Below are 21834 nucleotides of genomic sequence, written 5' to 3' on the forward strand. Positions count from 1 at the left end.
CTTGCACTTCAGTCAACAGGGTAAAGTTGCTCAATCTCTTTAGGACAATCTTCTATCAATGTTTAAAATGTCTCATTCCTGTAAACACCATGGTGATGCCGTATTCGTCGGCTTTTTTGATGGAGTCTTCGTCTTTGATGGAGCCTCCTGGTTGGATGATGGCGGTGACGCCTGCTTTTGCTGCTGCTTCTACTGTGTCGTTCATTGGGAAGAAGGCGTCTGATCCTAATGCGGAACCTACCGCTTTTTCGCCTGCTTGCTCGATGGCAATTTTCGCTGCGCCTACACGGTTCATCTGTCCTGCACCAACGCCGACAGTCTGCCCTTCTTTTGCAAGAACGATGGCGTTGGATTTCACATGCTTCACAACTTTCCATGCTAGCTTCAGGTCTGCCCACTCTTGTTCTGTAGGCTCGCGCTTTGTTGGAACAGTAACCGTCGCGTCTTCCAAGCCAAACTGGTCCTCATCTTGTACCAACAGTCCACCACGAACGGATACCATACGGGACTGCATTACGCCTGCCCCATTCATATCTACCAATAATAGTCTGATATTCTTTTTCTGTTTCAAAACAGCTAACGCATCCTCACTGAAGGACGGCGCAATGACAATCTCTAAAAACAACTCATGTAAAAGTTCTGCTGTTTCTTTATCTACTTCGGTATTGAAGGCAATGATGCCGCCGAAAATGGATACAGGGTCCGCTTCATATGCACGTCGGTACGCTTCAACTGTTGTTGCACCAGTTCCCACGCCGCAAGGGTTCATATGTTTAACCGCAACCACTGCAGGGTCTTTGAATTCTTTTACAATCTGCAAAGCCGCATCTGCATCATTAATATTGTTGTAGGATAATTCTTTTCCATGAAGTTGCTCGGCTGAAGCGATCGAGAATTCAGACGCTAGTGGCGCTTGATAGAACGCTGCCTTTTGGTGAGGATTCTCCCCGTAACGCAAGTCTTGTTTTTTCTCAAATGTAACAGTAAATGACTCCGGATGCTTTTCTTCCACTGCTTCTGTCAAGTAGTTCGAGATCATCGCGTCATATGCTGCTGTATGGCGGAAAACTTTAGCTGCAAGGCGACGGCGTGTTGCCACCTCGATTTTTCCGCTTTCTTTTAGCTCAGCAATTACGCCTTCATAGTCAACCGGATCCACTAAAACCGCGACATCCTTATGATTTTTGGCTGCTGAACGAAGCATTGTCGGACCACCGATATCAATATTTTCAATCGCATCTTCAAACGTGGAATCCGCTTTGGAAATCGTCTCTTTAAATGGATAAAGATTCACCACAACCAAGTCGATTGGCGTAATACCGTGCTCCTCCATCTGTGCTTGGTGACTCTCGTTGTCACGCATTGCCAATAATCCACCATGGATCATCGGATGTAATGTTTTCACGCGGCCGTCAAGGATTTCAGGGAAGCCTGTCACTTCGGAAATGCCGATAACGTTCACACCATTATCCTGCAAAACCTTCTTTGTCCCGCCAGTAGAGATAACCTCCACCCCTAGATCCACTAATTGTTGTACAAATGGGACGATGCCCTCTTTATTGGAAACACTCACTAATGCTCTCATCGTATCGCTGCCTCTCCTTTGACTGAAAAAAGTTGTTGTAAGGTTTGTGGGTAAAAGGAATGTTCTACCTCATGTATTTTCTTTTCTAAAATTTCACGTATGTCGTCAGGTCCAACTTCAATCGCCTGTTGCGCGATGATCGGACCAGTGTCCATGCCTTCATCGACAAAATGAATGGTCACTCCTGTTAGTTTAACACCATAATCGAGCGCTTGACCAACTGCGTCAAGCCCCGGGAATGCCGGCAGGAGGGACGGATGGATATTGACGATTCTTCCTTTAAAAGCGTTGAGCAGCGTCGGTCCAATCAGACGCATATATCCTGCCAGGACAATGAAATCCACTTCATACCGCGCCAACTCCCGTAGGATGTGACCTTCAAATTCTTCTTTATTTTGATAGCTTTTCGGTGCAAATGCGAAATAAGGAATGTCCGCTGCCGTCGCACGTTCCACCACAAAGGCGCCAGGTCTGTCACAAACAAGCAACGCCGGTGTGGCATCGAGCAAGTTTTTCCGGCACGCATCCGTAATCGCCTGAAAATTGGAGCCGTTCCCTGATGCGAAAATGGCGATTCTCGTTGTCATCGGATTTCTCCTCCGCCAAACGTGATGCCCTCGCCCTCTTTTACACGGCCAATCAAGTATGCCTTCTCTCCGCTTCCTTCAAGAATGCGAACCACTTCCGGTAAAATCTCTTCGTTAATCGCAAGCACCATGCCAATTCCCATGTTGAAAATATTGAACATTTCTTTGCGGTCAAGCTCGCCAACCTCTTGTAAAAGGTCGAAAATCGGCGGAATCGGCCACGTGCCATAATCCACTTCTGCCTGCAGGCCTTCTGGAAGCATACGCGGAATATTTTCGATAAATCCGCCGCCTGTAATATGAGCCATTCCGTTGATGTCGTATTTCTTCAAGACTTCAAGAATTGGTTTCACATAGATTTTTGTGGGAGTGAGCAGCTCTTCGCCAAGTGTCCCTGCAAAGCCTTCGTACTGCTTGTTAAGGTCCAGTTGTCCTTTTTCAAAAACAATTTTCCGAACCAACGAGTACCCATTGCTGTGGATTCCGCTTGAGCTCAGTCCGACCAATACGTTGCCCGGCTTTATTTTGGAGCCGTTTATTAATCGCTCCTTGTCTACCACACCAACTGTAAATCCTGCCAGATCATACTCTGTATCGTCATACATACCAGGCATTTCCGCCGTTTCGCCGCCTACTAATGCGCATCCTGCTTGCTCACAGCCGTCCGCGATTCCTTTTACGATGTTCTCAATACGCTCGGGCACCGCTTTTCCGCATGCAATGTAGTCCAGAAAATATAGTGGCTCTGCTCCTTGCACGACAACATCATTCACACACATCGCAACTGCATCCACCCCAATGGTGTCATGTTTGTCGAGCTGGAAAGCAAGCATCAGTTTTGTGCCGACTCCATCTGTTCCGGAAACGAGCACCGGATTTTTCACATTTACTGCCGACAGGTCAAACAGGCCGCCAAATCCGCCCAGGCCTCCCATCACCTCTGGCCTCATCGTTCTAGCCACATGCTTTTTCATACGCGTTACCGCTTCATAGCCCGCTTCTATATCTACACCCGCTTGCTTGTATGCATTTGCCATATGTGTTGTCTCCCTTCCATTGGAAAAGCGACGAATCTTTAGAATCCCGCCGCTTTTTTGTAAGCTTTTTATCAAAAAGGTAATTATGTTTGGACTTTTCCCCGTTTGCGAGCGCCTCGAAATTTGAGATTGTGAGTTTTTGATGAGTCATTGTGAGTTTTAGCGGTGCTATTGTGAGTTTTTCACCCGCTATTATGACTTTTTCGGCGTCGATTGTGACATATCCCACCGTTATTGTAACTTTCCCTCTAAAACACACCCGCCCAACAAGTCGCCCAGCCTACTAGCACTTCTCATGCGGCAGCACCGTGTCCGGGAAAATCTCCGTCGGATACTTGCCGGTAAAACACGCCATACACTGGCCGCGAGTCTCGCCGTCAAACGGGCGATCGATCGCTTCCACCAAGCCACCAGGACTCAAAAACGCCAACGAATCCGCACCAATGATTTCACGCATCTCCTCCACAGAATGCGAAGAAGCAATCAACTCTTCATGCGTAGACGTATCGATTCCGTAAAAACAAGGATTCTTTATTGGTGGTGAACTGATGCGCACATGCACCTCGGTCGCACCAGCCTCGCGAAGCATCCTAACAATCCTTCTGCTGGTCGTACCGCGTACGATAGAATCATCGACCATTACCACACGCTTGCCTTCCACAACCCCGCGGACCGGAGAAAGCTTCATCTTCACACCCTGCTCCCGCAAAGACTGGGAAGGCTGGATGAACGTTCGACCCACATATCTATTTTTAATTAGTCCAAGCTCGTAAGGAATGCCAGAAAGCTCCGCATAGCCGATTGCAGCTGAAATACTGGAATCGGGTACCCCAGTTACCACGTCTGCCTCTACAGCCGACTCCATTGCCAGCTGCTTACCAAGGCTTTTGCGTGCAGTATGGACATTGATGCCGTCAATATTGCTGTCTGGTCTGGAAAAATAAATGTACTCCATGCTGCACATCGCGCGTTGGGTATGCAATGTGAAACGTTCGGAATGCAAGCCGCCATTGTCTATGATCAATAGCTCTCCAGGCTCGATGTCACGGATAAATTCCGCTCCAACCACATCAAACGCACAAGTCTCAGAAGCCACAACATAAGCATCATTCAGTTTCCCCAACGAAAGTGGACGCAAGCCGTTTGGATCAAGTGCCACCATCATTTCTGTCTCTGTCATGATTAAAAAGGCATACGCACCCTTTAACATCGACAACGCATTTTTCACGCGGTCTTTCAGAAGAGTGTAGCCACTTCTTTTAATAAGGTGAGCCAGCACCTCCGTGTCAGAGGTCGTCTGTAAAATACTCCCCATCGTTTCAAGCTGATGCTTTAGCGCATTAGCATTCACAAGATTTCCATTGTGTGCAAGTGCAAGACTGCCAGATTGAGAGTGGAACAGTAAAGGCTGCACATTCTCATAACCGCCGCCCCCTGCCGTTGCATAACGGACATGGCCAATCGCTGCTTTTCCAGCGCCAAGTTCTTGCAATCTGCCATTACCGAACACTTCGTTCACAAGCCCTTCCCCTTTTACCGCTACAAGCTTTTCCCCATCTGTTGAAACAATCCCTGCGCCTTCCTGGCCACGGTGCTGCAAGCTGTGCAGTCCGTAATAGGTAATCTGGGATGCTTCGGGATGTCCCCAAATCCCGAACACCCCACATTCCTCATTCAAGCCTTTTAGTTCAGCAAGCATGGAATAGCTCCTTTCCAAGCATCGCGAAGGTCGTCCACAGATACGTGAACTGCAACTTCACGAGATGCCGATTCAATATGAAGATTACCAGTTCTAGTGACAGTTCCTACTAGACTAGCATCCGCAACTGCTGCCTCAAATGCCTCTTGATGATCGGGATGAACAGAGACAACAAAGCGAGATTGTGTTTCACTGAACAGTGCAGACGTCATGTCGCCCGTTAGCGTAACAGCCGCTCCCAAGCCACGAGCGCCCATTGCACTCTCCGCCAAAGCAACTCCTACTCCACCTTCAGACACATCATGAGCAGATGCCACAAGTCCAGCGCGGATTGCAGCCAGTAACTCATCCTGACGTCTAGCTTCCACATCTAAATCAATTGCAGGTGCCTTTCCAAAAATCTTGCCATAGTTAAGCTTCTGCAGCTCACTTCCACCAAACTCGGAAGCCGTTTCCCCAATCACATAAATCAGGTCGCCTTCATTTTTAAACTCCTGAGTTGTCACATGCTTCAAATCATCAATCAATCCAACCATGCCGACAACCGGTGTCGGATAAACTGCCACACCGTTTGTCTCATTATATAAGGATACATTTCCACCAATAACTGGTGACTCTAACTTACGGCAAGCCGCACTCATGCCATCTGTCGCTTTTTCGATCTGCCAGAAGATCTCCGGCTTTTCCGGATTACCAAAATTCAAGCAGTCCGTGATGGCCAATGGCTTAGCACCAGAACAAACAATGTTACGTGCCGCTTCTGCAACGGCGATCATTCCGCCGACTTCCGGATCTAAATATAAATAACGGGAATTACAGTCTGTTGTCATTGCCAATGCTTTTTCCGTTCCACGAATACGAACAACTGCCGCATCGGAACCTGGAACTACTACTGTATTTGTACGAACTTGATAGTCATACTGGTCATAAACCCACTCTTTGCTTGCGATGGTCGGCTGCTTCAATAGAGCTACCAATGTTTCTTCATAGTCCGCAATTTCCGGCACCGCTACTTCCATATCCTGGAACTCGCGATAATATGCAGGCTCAGTAGAAGGCTTATGGTAAACTGGTGCTTCTTCTGCCAACGCATCAACCGGTACATCCGCAATCACTTCACCTTTATGAACAAGGCGCAGCTTTTTGTCATCCGTAACTTTTCCAATCGACACAGCTTCTAAGCCATATTTTGAAACAATTTCATGCGCTTCATGCTCACGGCCCGCTTCCACGACGATTAGCATGCGCTCTTGGGATTCAGATAGCATCATTTCATATCCAGTCATACCTGTTTCACGCTGAGGCACAAGGTCAAGGTTCATCTCAATCCCGGAACCTGCTTTAGAAGCCATCTCCGCAGACGAACTAGTCAAACCAGCAGCCCCCATGTCCTGGATTCCAACAAGGCCATCCCATTTCACGATTTCTAAGCAAGCTTCCAATAATAATTTTTCCATAAAAGGATCTCCGACTTGTACGGCCGGACGTTTCTCTTCAGATGCTTCAGACAATTCTTCGGATGCAAAAGTTGCCCCGTGAATCCCGTCGCGTCCCGTTTTTGCCCCAACGTACATGACGGTATTGCCGACACCTTTCGCCTGCCCTTTTTTAATATCTTCATGATTAATCAGACCCACACACATCGCGTTCACGAGCGGGTTGCCATCATATGCCGGGTCAAATTGGATCTCGCCGCCAACTGTCGGGATGCCCACACAGTTTCCGTAGCCTGCGATTCCTGCCACCACTTCTTCAAACAAATATTTTACGCGCGGAGATGTTAGTTCCCCAAAGCGCAGAGAATTCAATAATGCAATCGGACGTGCGCCCATCGAAAAGACATCGCGGATGATTCCGCCGACACCTGTTGCTGCACCTTGATAAGGCTCGATCGCAGACGGGTGATTATGACTTTCGATTTTGAACACCACTGCCTGATTGTCACCGATGTCTACAATTCCGGCACCTTCCCCGGGACCTTGCAACACTTTTGGCCCATCAACTGGGAACTTACGCAATACTGGCTTGGAATTTTTGTAACTACAGTGCTCCGACCACATCACCGAAAATAATCCGGTCTCCGTGTAGTTCGGCAAACGCCCAAGAATTTTTTCTACCATTAAGAACTCTTCATCGCTAAGTCCCATTTCACGGTAAATGCCTTCCGCTTTGATCATCTCTGGATTTGGCTCAAGAAGTAACGACATGTGATTCCCTCCAATTACGAACGATAGATTGAAAGAGTTTAAGGCCATCTGCACTGCCCAACAGCTCAGAAACCGCTCTTTCCGGGTGTGGCATCATACCAAGAACATTTCCTTTTTCATTTACAATCCCTGCAATATCATGTAGACTACCATTTGGATTGTCACCATTATAGGAAAAAGCAATTTGCCCATTGCTTACTAATTCCCCTAGAGTTTTCTCATCACAATAGTAGTTTCCTTCCCCATGCGCAATGGGGATGGTGATAATCTCATCTTTTTCGTACCCTGACGTGAACATCGTTTTGTTATTCTCCACTTTTAATTCCACCGGACGGCACATGAACTTCAAGTTCTTGTTTCTTCTCATTGCCCCTGGAAGAAGACCTGACTCTAGCAAAATTTGAAATCCGTTACATACGCCCAAGATCGGCTTACCCGCTTCAGCTGCCTTTTGCACTTCAAGCATCACATTGGAAAAGCGTGCAATTGCACCAGATCTCAAGTAATCTCCATATGAAAATCCACCTGGAAGTAAAATCCCGTCATATTCCTCTAAGTTTGTTGCATCATGCCACACATACTCGACTTCTTCCCCAAGCTCGTCTTTGATCGCGTGGTACATGTCTACATCACAGTTGGAGCCTGGAAATACGATGACTGCAAATTTCACGATCCAACAACCTCCTCCACCTCATAACGGAAGTCTTCAATCACTGTATTTGCTAGTAAACGCTCACACATTTCTTTTACTAACACGTCTAAGTCACGGTCAGATTTTGCAATCGTCAATTCTAAAAATTTTCCGATACGAACTTCCTCAACCTCTTTGTAAGAAAGACTATGAAGCGAATTTTTCACTGCTGTTCCTTGTGGATCTAATACGCTTTCTCTTAACGTTACAAATACCTTCACTTTATACATGCTGCTCTCCTCCAATACGTGCTAGTATTTTCTCATATGCATCTGTCAGGCTTCCAAGGTTTCTGCGGAAGACATCCTTATCTAACTTCTCATTTGTATCTTTATCCCACAGGCGGCAAGTATCCGGTGATACCTCATCAGCCAAGATGATTCTGCCATCCTCTGTTTTGCCGAATTCAAGCTTGAAATCTACTAATTTCAAATCCTTCTTTTCGAAAAATTTCGATAATACAACGTTCACCTTGCACGCTACATGCTTCAAAATATCCACTTCTGCAGGTGTTGCAAGCTTCAAAAGTTGTACATGATCTTCTGTAATGAGCGGATCACCAAGTGAGTCATCTTTATAGTAGAACTCAACGATTGGCTGTTCGAGCTTGATGCCCTCTTCGATTCCAAGGCGTTTAGCCATGCTGCCGGCGGTGATGTTGCGGACCACGACTTCGAGTGGAATGATGTCTACTTTTTTTACGAGCTGTTCTGTTTCGGATTTGCGCTCGATGAAGTGGTTTTCGATTCCTTCTTCTGTGAGCATGGAAAATAGTAAGCTAGTAATCTCGTTATTCAGTCTGCCTTTGCCTGTGATGTCGGCTTTTTTTTCGCCGTTGAAGGCGGTGGCGGAGTTTTTATATTGAATCCAAACGATGTTTTCGTCGGTTGTTGAGTAGACCAGTTTTGCTTTGCCTTCGTATAGTAGTGCTTGCTTTTGCAAAGTCATGGGTTTGCCTCCTGTAAAAGAGAGATAGGTTTTTGGGAAAACTCCCTGTTGATCTCCGTTCCAGTTGTTCGCTTTCCGCGGGCGGTCCGGGAGCCTCCTCGGCTTCGCCTGTGGGGTCTCCCCTGTCCCTTCCTCCCGCAGGAGTCTCACAACTTGCACTCCAATCACCAGGGTGAATCACTTTGAATGAATGGTACTGCAGATATCACGAAACAACCTAGCTGTTGCTTGGAGCACAGGGCGAAGACTCCTCGAAAATGCTACGCATTTTCTTCGTGCGATGTATCGCTGTCGAAGCCTTCCTTGTCCTGAGGGGGATAACGGTAGCTTGAGACCCCTGAAGCGTTGTGAGGAGGCTCAAGCACCGTCCCTAGGAAAGCGAAGCCCAGTGCGGAAAGCAACAGCGGTGCTCTACCAATTTCTATTTTATAGTCCTAAACGATCAAAAATCGTATCTACATGCTGCAGGTGGTAATTGTAGTCGAAGCAGTCCTCGATCTGTGCCGGAGTTAGGCGGGAAGTAATTTTCTCTTCGCCCTCTACTAGCTCGCGGAAATGCACTTGCTTCTCCCAAGCTTCCATTGCTTTAGGCTGAACCGTGTCATATGCTTCTTCACGAGACATGCCAGTGTCAATCAACGCAAGCAACACGCGTTGGGAGTAGATAAGCCCCAATGTACGGTCCATGTTGCGCTTCATGTTTTCCGGGAACACCGTCAAGTTTTTGATGATGTTGCCAAAACGGTTTAACATATAGTTCAATGCAATCGTGCTGTCTGGTAAAATGATGCGCTCTGCAGAAGAATGCGAGATATCGCGCTCATGCCATAGTGGCACATTTTCGTAAGCTGTCATCATGTACCCGCGGATTACACGTGCAAGGCCTGTCATGTTTTCCGAACCGATTGGGTTACGTTTGTGCGGCATTGCGGAAGATCCTTTTTGACCTTTTGCAAAGAACTCTTCTACTTCGCGTGTTTCACTCTTTTGCAGTCCGCGTACTTCTACTGCGAATTTCTCGATGGAAGTTGCAATCAAAGCAAGTGTGCTTAAGTAGTGGGCATGACGGTCACGCTGTAAAGTTTGTGTAGAGATTGGCGCACGTTGCAGGCCTAACTTTTCACATACATACTCTTCTACAAACGGATTGATGTTGGCGTAAGTTCCAACTGCTCCTGAGATTTTTCCGAACTCGATGCCTTCTGCCGCTTGTTTGAAACGCTCTAGGTTACGCTTCATTTCTTCGTACCATAGAGCAAGCTTCAATCCGAATGTTGTCGGCTCTGCGTGTACTCCGTGTGTACGGCCCATCATGACCGTGTATTTATGGTCTTGCGCTTTTTCTTTTAAAATAGATACGAAGCGTTCAATGTCAGCAAGTAAGATCTCGTTAGCCTGTTTCAGCTGGTAAGATAAAGCTGTGTCGACTACATCTGTGGAAGTTAATCCGTAATGCACCCACTTTTTCTCGTCGCCCAATGTTTCGGATACCGCTCTTGTAAAAGCAACCACGTCATGGCGAGTTTCCGCTTCGATTTCTTTGATACGCTCGATATCGAATGATGCCTTTTCACGAAGAACCTTTACGTCTTCTTTCGGGATATCCCCAAGCTCCGCCCACGCTTCACAAGCCAAGATTTCTACTTCAAGCCAAGCCTGAAAACGGTTTTCTTCTGTCCAAATCGCGCCCATCTCGGGTCTTGTATAACGTTCAATCATGTTAAAATCCTCCGTTCAACTGTGTTCCATATCTGCCAGGAAGCCTCTTGCTCCAAAGCCTGTTCTATTGTATCAGCTAAAATGTTGATATGTCCCATTTTTCGTTTCTCTTTTTTCTCAGCCTTGCCGTATAAATGAAGCTTTGCATTTTCATAATGTGGAATGTGTTCAATCGAAGCGTCCACGTGCTCCCCTAATAGATTAACCATTACCGCAGGCTTCCATAAGGTGGTTTTTCCAAGCGGCATCCCTGTGACCGCTCTGATGTGCTGCTCGAACTGGGATGTCTCGCATGCATCCATCGTATAGTGTCCAGAATTGTGCGGTCTTGGTGCCAGTTCATTTATATAGAAGGAACCGTCTTCTAGGACGAACATTTCGACTGCCAGTGTCCCGATAAGGTTGAAGTGCCTTGCCAACGTCATTGCACTTTGAATCGCATTCATCTCTAAGATCTGGTCCACCCTTGCCGGTGCAATTGTTTTATATAAAATATTTTCTCGATGTTCGTTTTCACCAACCGGGAAAGCTTTAATTTCACCATTTGTGCTTCGTGCAACCACGACGGATATTTCTTTTACGAAAGGAATCCATTTTTCAAGAACGCATTCGCCGTGTTCAAGTAGTTGTGCTGCCTGTTCGAGAGCAGTGTCATCTTTTAAAACTACCTGGCCTTTGCCATCATAACCAAAACGGCTTGTTTTCAAGACACTTGGATAACCAATTTTACGGATGGCTTCGTGAAGCTCTTCCTGCGTCGTTACTTCCATAAAAGGTGCAACCTGAAGACCTGCTGCTTCAATCGCCATTTTTTCCGTCCCGCGATGCTGGGTGACTTTTAAGACTTCACTGCCCTGAGGCAAGTAGGCATTTTCTTCTAGCCAAGTCAGTGCTTCGTAATCGATGTTTTCAAACTCATAGGTGACGACATCGGATAATGAAGCTAGCTTTTTGATGGCTTCCATGTCGTTGAATGCCGCTGTGATTTCAATGTCTGCGACCTGTCCGCATGGTGAATCCGGTGTTGGGTCAAGGACGGCGATTTTAAATCCCATTGCTTTTGCCGATAGGGCCATCATTCGTCCTAGTTGTCCGCCGCCGATAATTCCGATTGTTGCTGGTGGGGTAATATTTTTAAAATTAAACAAGCTGATCACTACTTTCTATCACTTGTTGTTCTGTCTTGTCTCTACGTGCTTGCAGGCGTTCTGCCGTATTACTGTCATATGCGCTGATCATTTGTGCTGCAAGGAGGCCTGCGTTTGTTGCGCCGGCTTTTCCGATGGCAACGGTTGCGACCGGAACTCCGCCTGGCATCTGGACGATGGACAGCAGGGAGTCAAGACCGTTTAGCGCTTTGGATTGAACCGGTACGCCGATTACTGGAAGGGTTGTTTTAGCAGCTACCATTCCAGGTAGGTGGGCTGCTCCTCCTGCTCCTGCGATGATGACTTTTAGGCCTCGTTCTCTTGCTTGTTCTGCGTAGGTGAACATGAGGTCTGGTGTGCGGTGTGCGGATACGACTTTCTTTTCGTATGGTATATGTAGTTCGTCAAGCATGTCACATGCGTGTTTCATTGTTTCCCAATCGGAAGTACTTCCCATGATCACTCCAACTAAAGCGTTCATTATGTTGCCTCCCTTTTTGTAATGGTAGGTTATTTGGATAACTCCTGTTTCCTTTCGTTTCAGGTGTTCGTTTTCCGCGGGACGGTGCTTGAGCCTCCTCGGCTTTCGCCTGCGGGGTCTCAAGGTCGCCCCGCGGAAAGCGAAGCCTTTTGCGGAAAGAAACAGCGGCGTTTAACAGAAAACAGAAAAGCCCAGGTGGACTGGTCCCTGGGTTAGAGGGAAAGCAGTCCATCTGGGCTTTCATTAGCATAGGTATACAAACTTAGTTGCCATGAAAAACATAGATAGTGTTAACTTCCCCTCATAGTCCGACCAATTTACGGCGGTCAGGTAGAGACTTATGGGCCATATTCCCAAAATTATATGAGGTTTCATTATTTGTTTTTTAATTCGTTTTCATCTACGTTTATCTTATCGTCAATCTGGGCAGATGTCAACGAAAATCATGAACAATGTGGTTTATTTGTCGATTAATGTTCGTATTTTGATGTTATTTTTCGATTAATTTGCCTTCAAACACTATTTTTCTTCCAATTGGATGTACTTCTTTGTGTCCGTTTTTTACTGTCTCCTGAAAAATTGGCTCTTCCATCCGGCGTGAGGGCATGTAGCCTTCTTTTGCCATTCGGTCAAGGCAATCACTGATCGTCTCGTTTTCCATTACTTCGAATCTTCGTTTTCGCGGCGTCTTACCCATTCTTTGATTTTCCTTTCTTTTACTGCTTTTACCCAGAACCCGCCATGGATGGTCTTTGGTTCGTAGGCAATGATGAATGCCTTAGGGTCATGCTCTTTGATCGCATGATATAAGCTTACTTCATATTTTCTAGGCGTTAAAATTTGCATCGCCATCCGGTCGCCTTCTAAGCCGTTCGCCTGCCAGTTAGTCACCCCGTACCCTTTTTCACGCAAAAGCTTTGGCAGATCCTTATCATATTCCTTTGTGATGACATTTACCGTCGTGTAACCAAGCGCCAGTTTTTCCTCTATTTTCATTCCGACAATGACGCCGATACCATAACCAAGCGCATACGCAGCTAAGTTTTGAATTTCATTAAGGTTGTCGAGCACAAGCCCAAGACCAACCACATAGATGACCACTTCGACCATGCTGATTCCTGCTGCCAAATAACGCTGACCCTTTAAGGTCAAGATCATTCTTATCGTAAAAAATGACACATACACAATATTGATAATGATGATGATTGCTACCATAACAAAACTATTTTCAAGCAAAATACATGCCTCCTAGATGACAAATCTAGTTCCTAATTCTAATGGAACCTGCTATAACCTGTAAACACTTTAGGTAAATTAATTGGACTAAAGTCCCAGAAGTGTTAGGATGGTATAGCTGCCGTTTTTGTAACAAATACTTAACCTATGAAAGAAGTGATGAGAAATTATTAAAGGAGTGAAAACATCATGAAGAAAACAACGCCTGTATTTATTGTTTCTATTATAGTTGCTGTCTTATTCATTATTTGGGGCGTGATCCCTGCAAGCATGTTGGGAGACGCCGCTCTAAAACCTGTCACAGAAGCTGTGCAAGGTTTTATTGTCGATAAGTTTGGCTGGTTTTATCTTTTAACCGCAACAGGATTTTTGTTATTTAGCATTATTCTTATATTCACTAAATTCGGCCGTATCAAACTTGGAAAAGATACGGACGAGCCGGAATACAATTACATCACATGGTTTGCGATGTTATTTAGTGCCGGGATGGGTATCGGATTAGTATTTTGGGGTGCTTCAGAGCCGATGTATCATTTCTTCGCCCCACCAACGGGAGAAGGGGAAACGGCTGAAGCGGCCAGGGTAGCAATGCGCTATTCATTTTTCCATTGGGGACTGCACCCTTGGGCCATCTATTCTGTCATTGCGCTTGCATTAGCGTATTTCCAGTTTAGAAAAGGTTCACCAGGGGTTATCAGCTCTATTTTACGACCAATTTTAGGAGACCGTGTAGATGGTCATCTAGGGACTTTCATTAACTTTATCGCGGTTTTCGCAACAATCTTTGGAGTTGCAACCTCCCTTGGTTTAGGAGCAATCCAAATTAGTGGTGGGCTTGCGAGTGTCACCCCTGCTATAACTAACAACATCAATACTCAATTAATCGTCATCGTTGTAGTGACGGTCCTATTTATGCTCTCGGCACAAACCGGATTGAACAAGGGAATTAAGTATTTGAGTAATCTGAATGTCGTGCTAGCGATTTCTTTAATGTTCTTCCTGCTATTTGCAGGCCCGACCAATTTCATCATGGACCTTTTCACAACTACTGTAGGGAGTTATGTTCAAAACTTGCCCGCCATGAGTTTCCGATTATTCCCTTTTGATGTGGATAACACTTGGGTTCAAGATTGGACCATCTTCTACTGGGCATGGTGGATTGCATGGGCTCCATTTGTGGGTACATTTATTGCCCGCATTTCTAGAGGACGGACGATCCGTGAATTCCTGCTTGGAGTATTATTGGTTCCCACTATTTTCGGAGGATTATGGTTCTCTGTATTCGGTGGATCTGCGATATTCCTGGAGTATTTTGAAGGAATTCCTGTTTATAGCGTAATTGAGGAGTCTGGAATGGAAGTGGCACTGTTCTCTGTCTTGCAAAACTATCCGCTTGGCATGATCATGTCTGGCCTTGCGATTTTCCTAATCTGCACCTTCTTCATCACTTCAGCAGATTCAGCGACCTTTGTACTTGGCATGCAAACAACCAACGGCAGCCTGAATCCGCCAAACTCCATCAAGTTTGTATGGGGGCTTGTCCAATCGGCAGCAGCAGCAATTCTATTGTGGACAGGTGGCCTTAAAGCGCTACAAACCGCTTCCATCATCGCCGCCTTCCCATTCGCCATCATCATGATTCTCATGGTCTTCTCGCTCATGAAATCATTCAGAGGCGAAAAATTCACCAACGTGACAAAACCGGTTGATGTGGAGAAGAAAGACTAAACTACATGAATATCCAATAGAAAACCCCCGCCTTTTTGAGGCGGGGTTTTTAGTGCTTTAACGGAGTGAGGGTCAGACCCCTCTTTATCTCTTTACCTCTTCATCACTTTACCATATAAAACAACTGCGGGCAGCAGTAGCATGGCTCCTAGTACTAGCGCGGTGCGAATGTAGTACCTGGTGGCGATGACGCCGACGAATGGTCCTCCAAGTCCTTGCCCGACCGCGTTGCCTTGGCCCATTATGGATAGGACGGTGGCACGGGACTTGCTTTCTAGCTGCTGATTCAGCCACGCCTGGTACATCGGGGCTGTGATGGAACCAATAATGCCCAGCACCCAGAAACAGGCAATGGCCAAGTAGAAGGAAGGTGTTACCGCGAAGAGGATCAGGAAGATAACCTGCCCCATCGTAAAATAATACAAACTGTATCTAATCACTTTTGGCTGATTCACATCAAATCTTCGTTGATACCATTCCATCGCGCCAATGCTAATCAATGTCCCTACAAACTGAATGATACCGAACCAAACAACCACATCAAGTGAACCAATGCTAGGAAACGTGAAGGCCTCCATTAAATGCGCTTCCCAAAGTCGGTCAAAGCCCTCAGAAGTTGCACCTATAAATACCGTCACCACTAACAGCATAATAAGTACGGGCTTGTTTTTAATAAAAGATACTCCAGAAAAAAACGTTCCGGTCATTGCTTTCAACGGATTCTCGTTGGCATTTTCCACTCGCTCGAAATTCTTTTCTTTCATATAAATACATAAGAAGATACCAAGCAAAATATAGAGTGCCCCGCCTGCGAGATAAGGTAGATTCAGTGCAATACTTGCAAGGGCAACACTGATGATGATCCCGATGAGGCTCGCAGTAAGTCGGAGCTGGTTCGTGCGGACAAAAATTTTCGCAACCGCCTCTTCCCCTACTTCATCAGTGAGCCAGGCCTGATCCGCTCCACTAAGGAACGTTTCTCCGATTCCGCGGATAAATTCTGCAATGAGTAAAAGAACAAACGCTGACAACACCCCTGCAATAGCCGTACTACCACTAATGTAAAGGATACTCCCCTCAAAAATAAAGGCAACACCTAAAATGAATGTCGCTATGATAATTGATAATCTCCTGCTATACGTATCCGCCACCACTCCGGTTATACTTTCAAAAACAATAACCGTCAGCTCAATGGCCGTTCCAATTAATATTAGCTGTAAAGGATTCAATCCTAATTCTTCAATATAATAGATCGCATACGTCGTAAACATAATTGAGCTCGCAAGCGAAATTATAAAATGCATCGTGTAATACACATGCTTTGTTTCCAGTTTATCCATTGTTACCTACTTTCCAGCAAGCAACAACACGGTTTTAAACGCTAGTCGTCACTTGCATTACGTTGTTATTTCCTTTGTGTTTTCGTTTAAAATCCATGTATTGTTTTTTGACATGTTCAAACACCTCCATTTCAAAATATACCATGATTCCCCTTATCTTTGCTTAACTGTTTTTCGACATAGTAAAGGAATTAGAACTGACTCTGACAGACTATATCTAGGCACTCACCCGCCCATCTCTGCATAATCTATTGGCAAAGAGAATGCAACCCTTGAAAGGAAGCGTGATGGCCAATGATGCCCTTTAATCAATTTAAAAATATGGGAGACTGGCGCAAACAGTGGGATCAGTTCTTCGGAGACGAGTTCTGGAACGGGTTTGAGCCATACTTTGAAAACATGCAGACCCAGACCAATCTATATAAAAAAGAGAACGAACTGCTATGTGTCATGTGTCTTCCAGGACTTGTGAATCCAGAACAGGTACAATTGTTTGTTCGCCCGCAACAACTTGAAGTGAAAGGCCAAATCAATCTCAACATCCAAGGCTACGAACTCATTGAAGAAGGAATCGCTCAAGGCGAATTCCAACGCACCTTTGAACTCCCGTTCCCAGTCCGCGACGACAAAGTAGACGCCACTTACGAAAACGGCCTCCTTCTCATCCAACTCCACCGCCACATCATAAGCGACACCAAACGCCAAATCTACGTCAGGGGCGGGGGGAATAAGGAGAAGGGATAAAATAAAAACCGAAAAGGGGTCAGACCCCTCTAGGAATATCCTCTTCGGCGTCGAATACTATATAAGTTAGTAACTTTCAATCCTCCCCCTTCACTTGCGAAGGGGTTTTTTATATGGTTTTTAGGATAGTTTATTAAGTGAATTGTGCATCCAGCAGAATACACTAAAAAAATTTAAAAATAAAATGAACGGTTTTTAAACTCACACCGTCTTATGGTTGAACGAACGAAAACGCTAAGAAAGGAGGCATCGATTTGGAGCAGGAAGAAGACATTTATCTCATACAAGAGGCAATCACAGGCGACGACGATGCCTTCACGCAGCTATTTCAGAAGCACTATTCTTTTCTTTATAAGTACTTACTTAAACTTACATTAAATGAAGAAACGAGCAGCGACCTGGCACAGGAAACTATGATGAAATGCTACACCAACCTAGCCTCCTTCAAAGGGGAAGGAAAATTCTCCACCTGGATGATCTCGATTGCCTCAAGGCTCTACATCGATACCATCCGAAAAAAAGAGCGCGAGAAGAAAAAAGCCAACCGGCTCCTGCATGTCCTGTCGAGACAGCTCACCTTCCGCTCAAAATCAAACGGCATGGAATGGAGCGATACATTCGCAGACTTTAACCAACTGCCACCCGACACAAGAACACCCATCTTACTGAGGCATTACTACGGTTACACCTATGAAGAAATCGGCGCCATGCTCGGCATGAGAACAGGAACTGTTAAATCAAGAGTGCACAACGGGATTAAAACGCTAAGAAAGGAGTGGGACCATGACGAGGAGTAAACAGGATAAAAAAGAACAGGAACTTCTAACAAAACTTTATAAAGAATGGCAGCAACTAGACGAATTAGGGTCACCTCCTATCCCTACAGCCCAGCAGATGCAGGAACAGCTTCATATGGCAAAATCGGCAAAACGCAAAGCCTTCCAAAAGGAACTCAGTATTTTCGTCATTACGGCGCTCATCCTTTTAACTGCCTTTACCACAGCCATGTTCCAAGCACCAATTCTATATTTCGTCATCCAAGCGTCTGCACTCGTCGTAGCACCAATCATTTTTTACATCTTGCAAAAAACAAAAGCTAAACAGGAAGGAAGTATCCTGTCATGACGCCAGAAAAAATGGAGCAACTGTACACCATTCTGCCATGGCTCATTCCTGTTTTGTTGACGCAAAGCATCATCCTGTTCATTGACGCTAAGAAAAAAGGCAGTTACGCATGGTTCTGGGGAATCTGGGGATTAATTCAATTCCCACTGCCTACTCTGTTCTATCTGATATTCGTATTTTACCCACATCATAAGAGACAAAAAAGGAGAGGATTGTAATGGAAAACATCAACTGGTCACTTGCAGCACCACTAATTGTTTTGCAATTAATTTTAATCATCACGGCCCTTATCAGCCTTAGCCGTCAAGAACAAACGAACGGACCTAAATGGGCTTGGGCCCTCATCATACTATTCATCACCACGCTCGGTCCGATTCTGTACTTCGTGATAGGCCGAAAAAATGACTAGGGAGCGACCGGAATGTTACTTGAAATCAATAACTTAACCAAAACATTTAAACAACACCAAGCCGTAAAAGGCATTTCTTTTCACATAGAAAAAGGCAGTTGTGTCGCACTTCTCGGTCCAAACGGCGCCGGAAAAACGACCACCTTGCAGATGCTTGCGGGTCTTCTCACACCAACATCCGGAACGATTCGTTTTTCCGAAAACAACGGTAACGACTATCGTCACAAAATCGGATTTTTACCGCAGCATCCTTCCTTTTTTTCTTGGATGACACCAAAGGAATATTTACAATTCGCAGGCAAACTATCCAACCTTCCAAAGGCTCAGCTTAAGGTCAAAATCGAAGAAACACTGGAGTTTGTCAGCTTAACAGACGTGAAAAATAAACGTATCGGCGGCTTTTCCGGTGGAATGAAACAGCGCTTGGGCCTTGCGCAAGCCTTATTGCACGACCCTGAACTCCTGATTCTCGACGAACCCGTTTCCGCGCTTGATCCAGATGGCAGACGCGATGTCCTAAAAATACTCACGAAATTAAAAAGCCGCATGACCATTCTGTTTTCCACCCATGTCCTACATGATGCAGAACAGGTTTGCGATACCGTCATCATGCTAAAAGACGGCAAAATCAAATGGGACGGCAGCCTGGAATCGTTAAGATCTGAGCATACAACCTCTGCTGTAAAAATAAAAACAGAAGAATCTCTCACCGGCCAATTAGACGGCATTCCAAGTATAGAGTCCATCAACTATCACGACACTCACACTGCCACCATCTATGTAAACGAAGCAACCTTCCGCAGCAAGTCTGTTTTGACAAAACTACTAGATAACCAACTCACCCTATCACACTATGAAAAGGTGCAAGATTCCCTTGAAGACGCATATATGAAGGTGATGAACTCATGAAAAACTTTATAACCCTTTTTATAAAAGAAATGCAAGAAAGCATGCGCAACGGAAAGTGGATTTGGCTACCTATCGTCATCATGATCATCGGCATATCCCAACCACTAACCAGCTACTATATGCCGCAAATCATTGAATCCGCCGGTAACCTACCAGAAGGAGCCGTCATCCAGATTCCGATTCCCTCCGGAGAAGAAGTACTTGCGGGGACACTAGGGCAGTACGGCACCCTGGCCACTCTACTATTTGTGCTAGCTTCCATGAGTGCCATATCAATCGAACGCCAAAACGGCACTCTTACACTAGTCATGGCCCGTCCTGTCCAACCATTTCAGTACATCCTAAGCAAATGGGCAGCACAACTAGTCATCGGACTAACATCCCTGCTACTAAGCTATGTGCTGACCTGGTACTATACCAATCTACTATTCAACAAAGTAGACTGGCACATCATGCTGGCAAGCCTTGGGGTCTACAGCCTATGGGTTGTGCTAATTATCTCCATCACCATCTTTGCAGGAACTTTACTCCGCACCTCAGGCGGCATTGCCGGAGTCAGCGTGTCATTCCTGGCACTTTTGACAGTTGCCACAGGACTCTTCACCAAATTTATGGAATGGAGCCCAGCTAAGTTGCGAGAACACGCCACCGCCATCCTCATGCAGGGAGAGCTTTTAGAGAACGGCCTGCTCGTTATTACAGCTACACTTTGCCTATCTTTTCTACTTGTACTGTTGGCAACCTTCAACTTTAAGAAATTTGAACAGTTTTAACCTTAAAAAAAAGAGTAGCGTGCGGTTCTTAGTTTAAGAAACCCAGCTACTCTTTTGTTTTTCTATCTCTTGTATAAAATATTCAATGGCCCTTTTCCCCTTTAGCCTCACCACCAACTTGTCCTCTTGATAAAAATCCAAACGGGACTTCATTGCTTTTTTCCTTGCACGGTAAGTGGTGATGATAAATTTCAGGAATCCCCACTCCATTCTCTCTGTACACTCCCCGCCAAGATCAGGACGCCTATTCCCCAGGTTAGTTAGCCACCTCTTTATTACACGATACAAACACACTCGTAACGGGAGCTCTAAGTAGATAATGACATCCGCCTTTTCAGCTCTTATATCAAAAGTCGCCGTATAGTTTCCTTCCACGATCCAAGCGTTGTGGTTTTTTATTATTTCTTTTTGTGATTGTGAGAACTCCTCGATGCTTGCCTCCACCCAACCTGGTTTCCAAAAGAAAGCATCTAGATGAAACACTTGAATGTCTAACGCTTTTCCAAGCCTGGCGGCGAATGTGGACTTACCCGCTCCGGCTGATACCCCAATGACCATTATGCGTTGCATGTTTGGTTTCCCCCTTTTAGGTACGCTCTATGTTTAAGATATTTAGTATAGAGGAAATTAGTTGGAAAATCTAGGGGGAGTGAGGTTATCAAGACCTTTCCATTGGAATTTCTCCGGCCAAAGTGTCTTCATAACCTTAATGAAGACACTTTTAGTGAAATTTCCGTTTTCAAACTGTCTTCATAACCAAGATGAAGACAGTTTCAACTAACAAATCCTTAGGAAAGTGTCTTCATCTTACATATATTGGTGATGAAGGAGGACAAAACTTCCTTCTTCCTCATTATTTTGGCACCGTTCTCGCCCAACTATGACAGAACACCCTCTTCTTCCTCGCTTTTGGCACCGTTCCGCTTCTACGATGACAAAATTATCTCTTCTCCCTGTGTTTTGGCATCGTTCCACCTCTACGATGACAAAAACTCCTCTTCCCCAAGGATTCTGTCGTCTTTCCGCCCCAACTACCCTAAAAGAAAGCACAAAAAAACCAGCACTTATATAAATAAGCACTGGTTTCCCATAAATTTGCCTGGCAACGTCCTACTCTCACAGGGGGAGATCCCCCAACTACCATCGGCGCTGAAGAGCTTAACTTCCGTGTTCGGTATGGGAACGGGTGTGACCTCTTCGCCATCATTACCAGACATATTCAGTTGAAGGTTGATCCTTCAAAACTAGATAATGTGTTCTATCAAGATATTCATATCGTTCACTTATTTCGATACTTATTGGGTTAAGTCCTCGATCGATTAGTATTCGTCAGCTGCACGTGTCGCCACGCTTCCACCTCGAACCTATCTACCTGATCATCTTTCAGGGATCTTACTTACCGAAGTAAAAGGAAATCTCATCTTGAGGGGGGCTTCATGCTTAGATGCTTTCAGCACTTATCCCGTCC

General features: G+C 45.5%; 23 protein-coding genes, 2 rRNA genes and 1 riboswitch. Of the genes, 8 read left to right on the top strand and 17 right to left on the bottom strand.

The genetic code is table 11. The features are described 5' to 3' along the window. Positions 1 to 55: 55 nt before the first annotated feature. The 13 genes from purH to LC091_RS16300 form a co-directional block, all read right to left on the bottom strand. Positions 56 to 1585 (bottom strand): bifunctional phosphoribosylaminoimidazolecarboxamide formyltransferase/IMP cyclohydrolase, encoded by a 1530-nt coding sequence (purH, locus tag LC091_RS16240; protein WP_226683065.1) that lies wholly within the window; start codon positions 1583 to 1585, stop codon positions 56 to 58. After that, complete coding sequence (gene purN, locus LC091_RS16245; protein WP_226683066.1) at positions 1582 to 2172, bottom strand: phosphoribosylglycinamide formyltransferase; 591 nt, start codon at positions 2170 to 2172, stop codon at positions 1582 to 1584. Before purN ends, purH begins: the two co-directional genes overlap by 4 nt. Beyond that, complete coding sequence (purM, locus tag LC091_RS16250) at positions 2169 to 3209, bottom strand: phosphoribosylformylglycinamidine cyclo-ligase (protein WP_226683067.1); 1041 nt, start codon at positions 3207 to 3209, stop codon at positions 2169 to 2171. Before purM ends, purN begins: the two co-directional genes overlap by 4 nt. 283 nt (positions 3210 to 3492) lie before the next feature. Continuing rightward, entirely contained in the window at positions 3493 to 4908 is a 1416-nt protein-coding gene (gene purF / locus LC091_RS16255; RefSeq protein WP_226683068.1) for an amidophosphoribosyltransferase, read from the bottom strand. Next, entirely contained in the window at positions 4893 to 7115 is a 2223-nt protein-coding gene (gene purL / locus LC091_RS16260; RefSeq protein ID WP_226683069.1) for a phosphoribosylformylglycinamidine synthase subunit PurL, read from the bottom strand. Before purL ends, purF begins: the two co-directional genes overlap by 16 nt. After that, a complete protein-coding gene (gene purQ, locus LC091_RS16265) occupies positions 7099 to 7785 on the bottom strand; it encodes a phosphoribosylformylglycinamidine synthase subunit PurQ (protein WP_168865608.1) in 687 nt (228 codons plus the stop codon). Before purQ ends, purL begins: the two co-directional genes overlap by 17 nt. Continuing rightward, positions 7782 to 8036 carry a phosphoribosylformylglycinamidine synthase subunit PurS gene (gene purS / locus LC091_RS16270; protein ID WP_060664027.1) on the bottom strand — a complete coding sequence of 85 codons (255 nt, stop codon included), beginning with the start codon at positions 8034 to 8036 and terminating at the stop codon, positions 7782 to 7784. Before purS ends, purQ begins: the two co-directional genes overlap by 4 nt. Then, complete coding sequence (gene purC, locus LC091_RS16275; protein WP_319003678.1) at positions 8029 to 8754, bottom strand: phosphoribosylaminoimidazolesuccinocarboxamide synthase; 726 nt, start codon at positions 8752 to 8754, stop codon at positions 8029 to 8031. Before purC ends, purS begins: the two co-directional genes overlap by 8 nt. 426 nt (positions 8755 to 9180) lie before the next feature. Continuing rightward, positions 9181 to 10473, bottom strand: coding sequence for an adenylosuccinate lyase (gene purB, locus LC091_RS16280; protein WP_226683070.1), 1293 nt, complete (start codon positions 10471 to 10473; stop codon positions 9181 to 9183). Next, the gene (gene purK / locus LC091_RS16285; protein WP_226683071.1) at positions 10470 to 11630 is read right to left on the bottom strand and encodes a 5-(carboxyamino)imidazole ribonucleotide synthase; all 1161 of its coding nucleotides are present in this window, start codon (positions 11628 to 11630) and stop codon (positions 10470 to 10472) included. The genes purB and purK overlap by 4 nt, the downstream gene beginning before the upstream one ends. After that, positions 11614 to 12102, bottom strand: a complete 489-nt coding sequence (purE, locus tag LC091_RS16290; protein WP_226683072.1) for a 5-(carboxyamino)imidazole ribonucleotide mutase — start codon at positions 12100 to 12102, stop codon at positions 11614 to 11616. Before purE ends, purK begins: the two co-directional genes overlap by 17 nt. A gap of 284 nt (positions 12103 to 12386) precedes the next feature. After that, a riboswitch (purine riboswitch) is annotated at positions 12387 to 12489 on the bottom strand. A 103-nt stretch (positions 12490 to 12592) separates the two neighbouring features. Continuing rightward, positions 12593 to 12799: an NETI motif-containing protein gene (locus LC091_RS16295; RefSeq protein ID WP_226683073.1), complete on the bottom strand. Its 207-nt coding sequence runs from the start codon at positions 12797 to 12799 to the stop codon at positions 12593 to 12595. Next, positions 12763 to 13317 (bottom strand): DUF2179 domain-containing protein, encoded by a 555-nt coding sequence (locus LC091_RS16300; protein WP_226683104.1) that lies wholly within the window; start codon positions 13315 to 13317, stop codon positions 12763 to 12765. Before LC091_RS16300 ends, LC091_RS16295 begins: the two co-directional genes overlap by 37 nt. Positions 13318 to 13527: 210 nt before the next feature. On the opposite strand from LC091_RS16300, the gene LC091_RS16305 reads away from it, so the two are divergent. Then, on the top strand, positions 13528 to 15066 hold the full coding sequence (locus LC091_RS16305) for a glycine betaine uptake BCCT transporter (RefSeq protein WP_226683074.1): 1539 nt from the start codon (positions 13528 to 13530) through the stop codon (positions 15064 to 15066). 92 nt (positions 15067 to 15158) lie between these two features. On the opposite strand, the gene LC091_RS16310 is transcribed toward LC091_RS16305, so the two are convergent. Further along, on the bottom strand, positions 15159 to 16406 hold the full coding sequence (locus LC091_RS16310; RefSeq protein ID WP_226683075.1) for an MFS transporter: 1248 nt from the start codon (positions 16404 to 16406) through the stop codon (positions 15159 to 15161). 294 nt (positions 16407 to 16700) lie between these two features. Here LC091_RS16310 and LC091_RS16315 point away from each other — a divergent pair, with 294 nt between their 5' ends. From LC091_RS16315 to LC091_RS16345, 7 genes are all read left to right on the top strand, one after another. Beyond that, the gene (locus LC091_RS16315; RefSeq protein ID WP_088016879.1) at positions 16701 to 17150 is read left to right on the top strand and encodes an Hsp20/alpha crystallin family protein; all 450 of its coding nucleotides are present in this window, start codon (positions 16701 to 16703) and stop codon (positions 17148 to 17150) included. A gap of 254 nt (positions 17151 to 17404) precedes the next feature. Beyond that, on the top strand, positions 17405 to 17947 hold the full coding sequence (gene sigY, locus LC091_RS16320; protein ID WP_226683076.1) for an RNA polymerase sigma factor SigY: 543 nt from the start codon (positions 17405 to 17407) through the stop codon (positions 17945 to 17947). After that, positions 17934 to 18275, top strand: a complete 342-nt coding sequence (locus LC091_RS16325) for a YxlC family protein (protein WP_226683077.1) — start codon at positions 17934 to 17936, stop codon at positions 18273 to 18275. The genes sigY and LC091_RS16325 overlap by 14 nt, the downstream gene beginning before the upstream one ends. Then, complete coding sequence (locus LC091_RS16330; protein WP_226683078.1) at positions 18272 to 18493, top strand: transcriptional regulator; 222 nt, start codon at positions 18272 to 18274, stop codon at positions 18491 to 18493. The genes LC091_RS16325 and LC091_RS16330 overlap by 4 nt, the downstream gene beginning before the upstream one ends. Further along, complete coding sequence (locus tag LC091_RS16335) at positions 18493 to 18684, top strand: PLD nuclease N-terminal domain-containing protein (RefSeq protein WP_226683079.1); 192 nt, start codon at positions 18493 to 18495, stop codon at positions 18682 to 18684. Before LC091_RS16330 ends, LC091_RS16335 begins: the two co-directional genes overlap by 1 nt. A 12-nt stretch (positions 18685 to 18696) precedes the next feature. Continuing rightward, a complete protein-coding gene (locus tag LC091_RS16340) occupies positions 18697 to 19593 on the top strand; it encodes an ABC transporter ATP-binding protein (RefSeq protein ID WP_226683080.1) in 897 nt (298 codons plus the stop codon). After that, the gene (locus LC091_RS16345) at positions 19590 to 20366 is read left to right on the top strand and encodes an ABC transporter permease (protein WP_226683081.1); all 777 of its coding nucleotides are present in this window, start codon (positions 19590 to 19592) and stop codon (positions 20364 to 20366) included. The genes LC091_RS16340 and LC091_RS16345 overlap by 4 nt, the downstream gene beginning before the upstream one ends. A 33-nt stretch (positions 20367 to 20399) precedes the next feature. On the opposite strand, the gene LC091_RS16350 is transcribed toward LC091_RS16345, so the two are convergent. The 3 genes from LC091_RS16350 to LC091_RS16360 all read right to left on the bottom strand — a co-directional run. Further along, on the bottom strand, positions 20400 to 20936 hold the full coding sequence (locus tag LC091_RS16350; protein WP_226683082.1) for a P-loop NTPase family protein: 537 nt from the start codon (positions 20934 to 20936) through the stop codon (positions 20400 to 20402). Positions 20937 to 21463: 527 nt separating this feature from the next. Then, positions 21464 to 21580 (bottom strand): 5S ribosomal RNA (gene rrf, locus LC091_RS16355). An 85-nt stretch (positions 21581 to 21665) separates the two neighbouring features. Then, positions 21666 to 21834: ribosomal RNA gene (locus LC091_RS16360) — 23S ribosomal RNA — on the bottom strand; the annotation flags it as partial.

The sequence above is a fragment of the Sutcliffiella horikoshii genome (genome assembly GCF_020524325.1).
GTDB classification, from domain to species: domain Bacteria; phylum Bacillota; class Bacilli; order Bacillales; family Bacillaceae_I; genus Sutcliffiella_A; species Sutcliffiella_A horikoshii_D.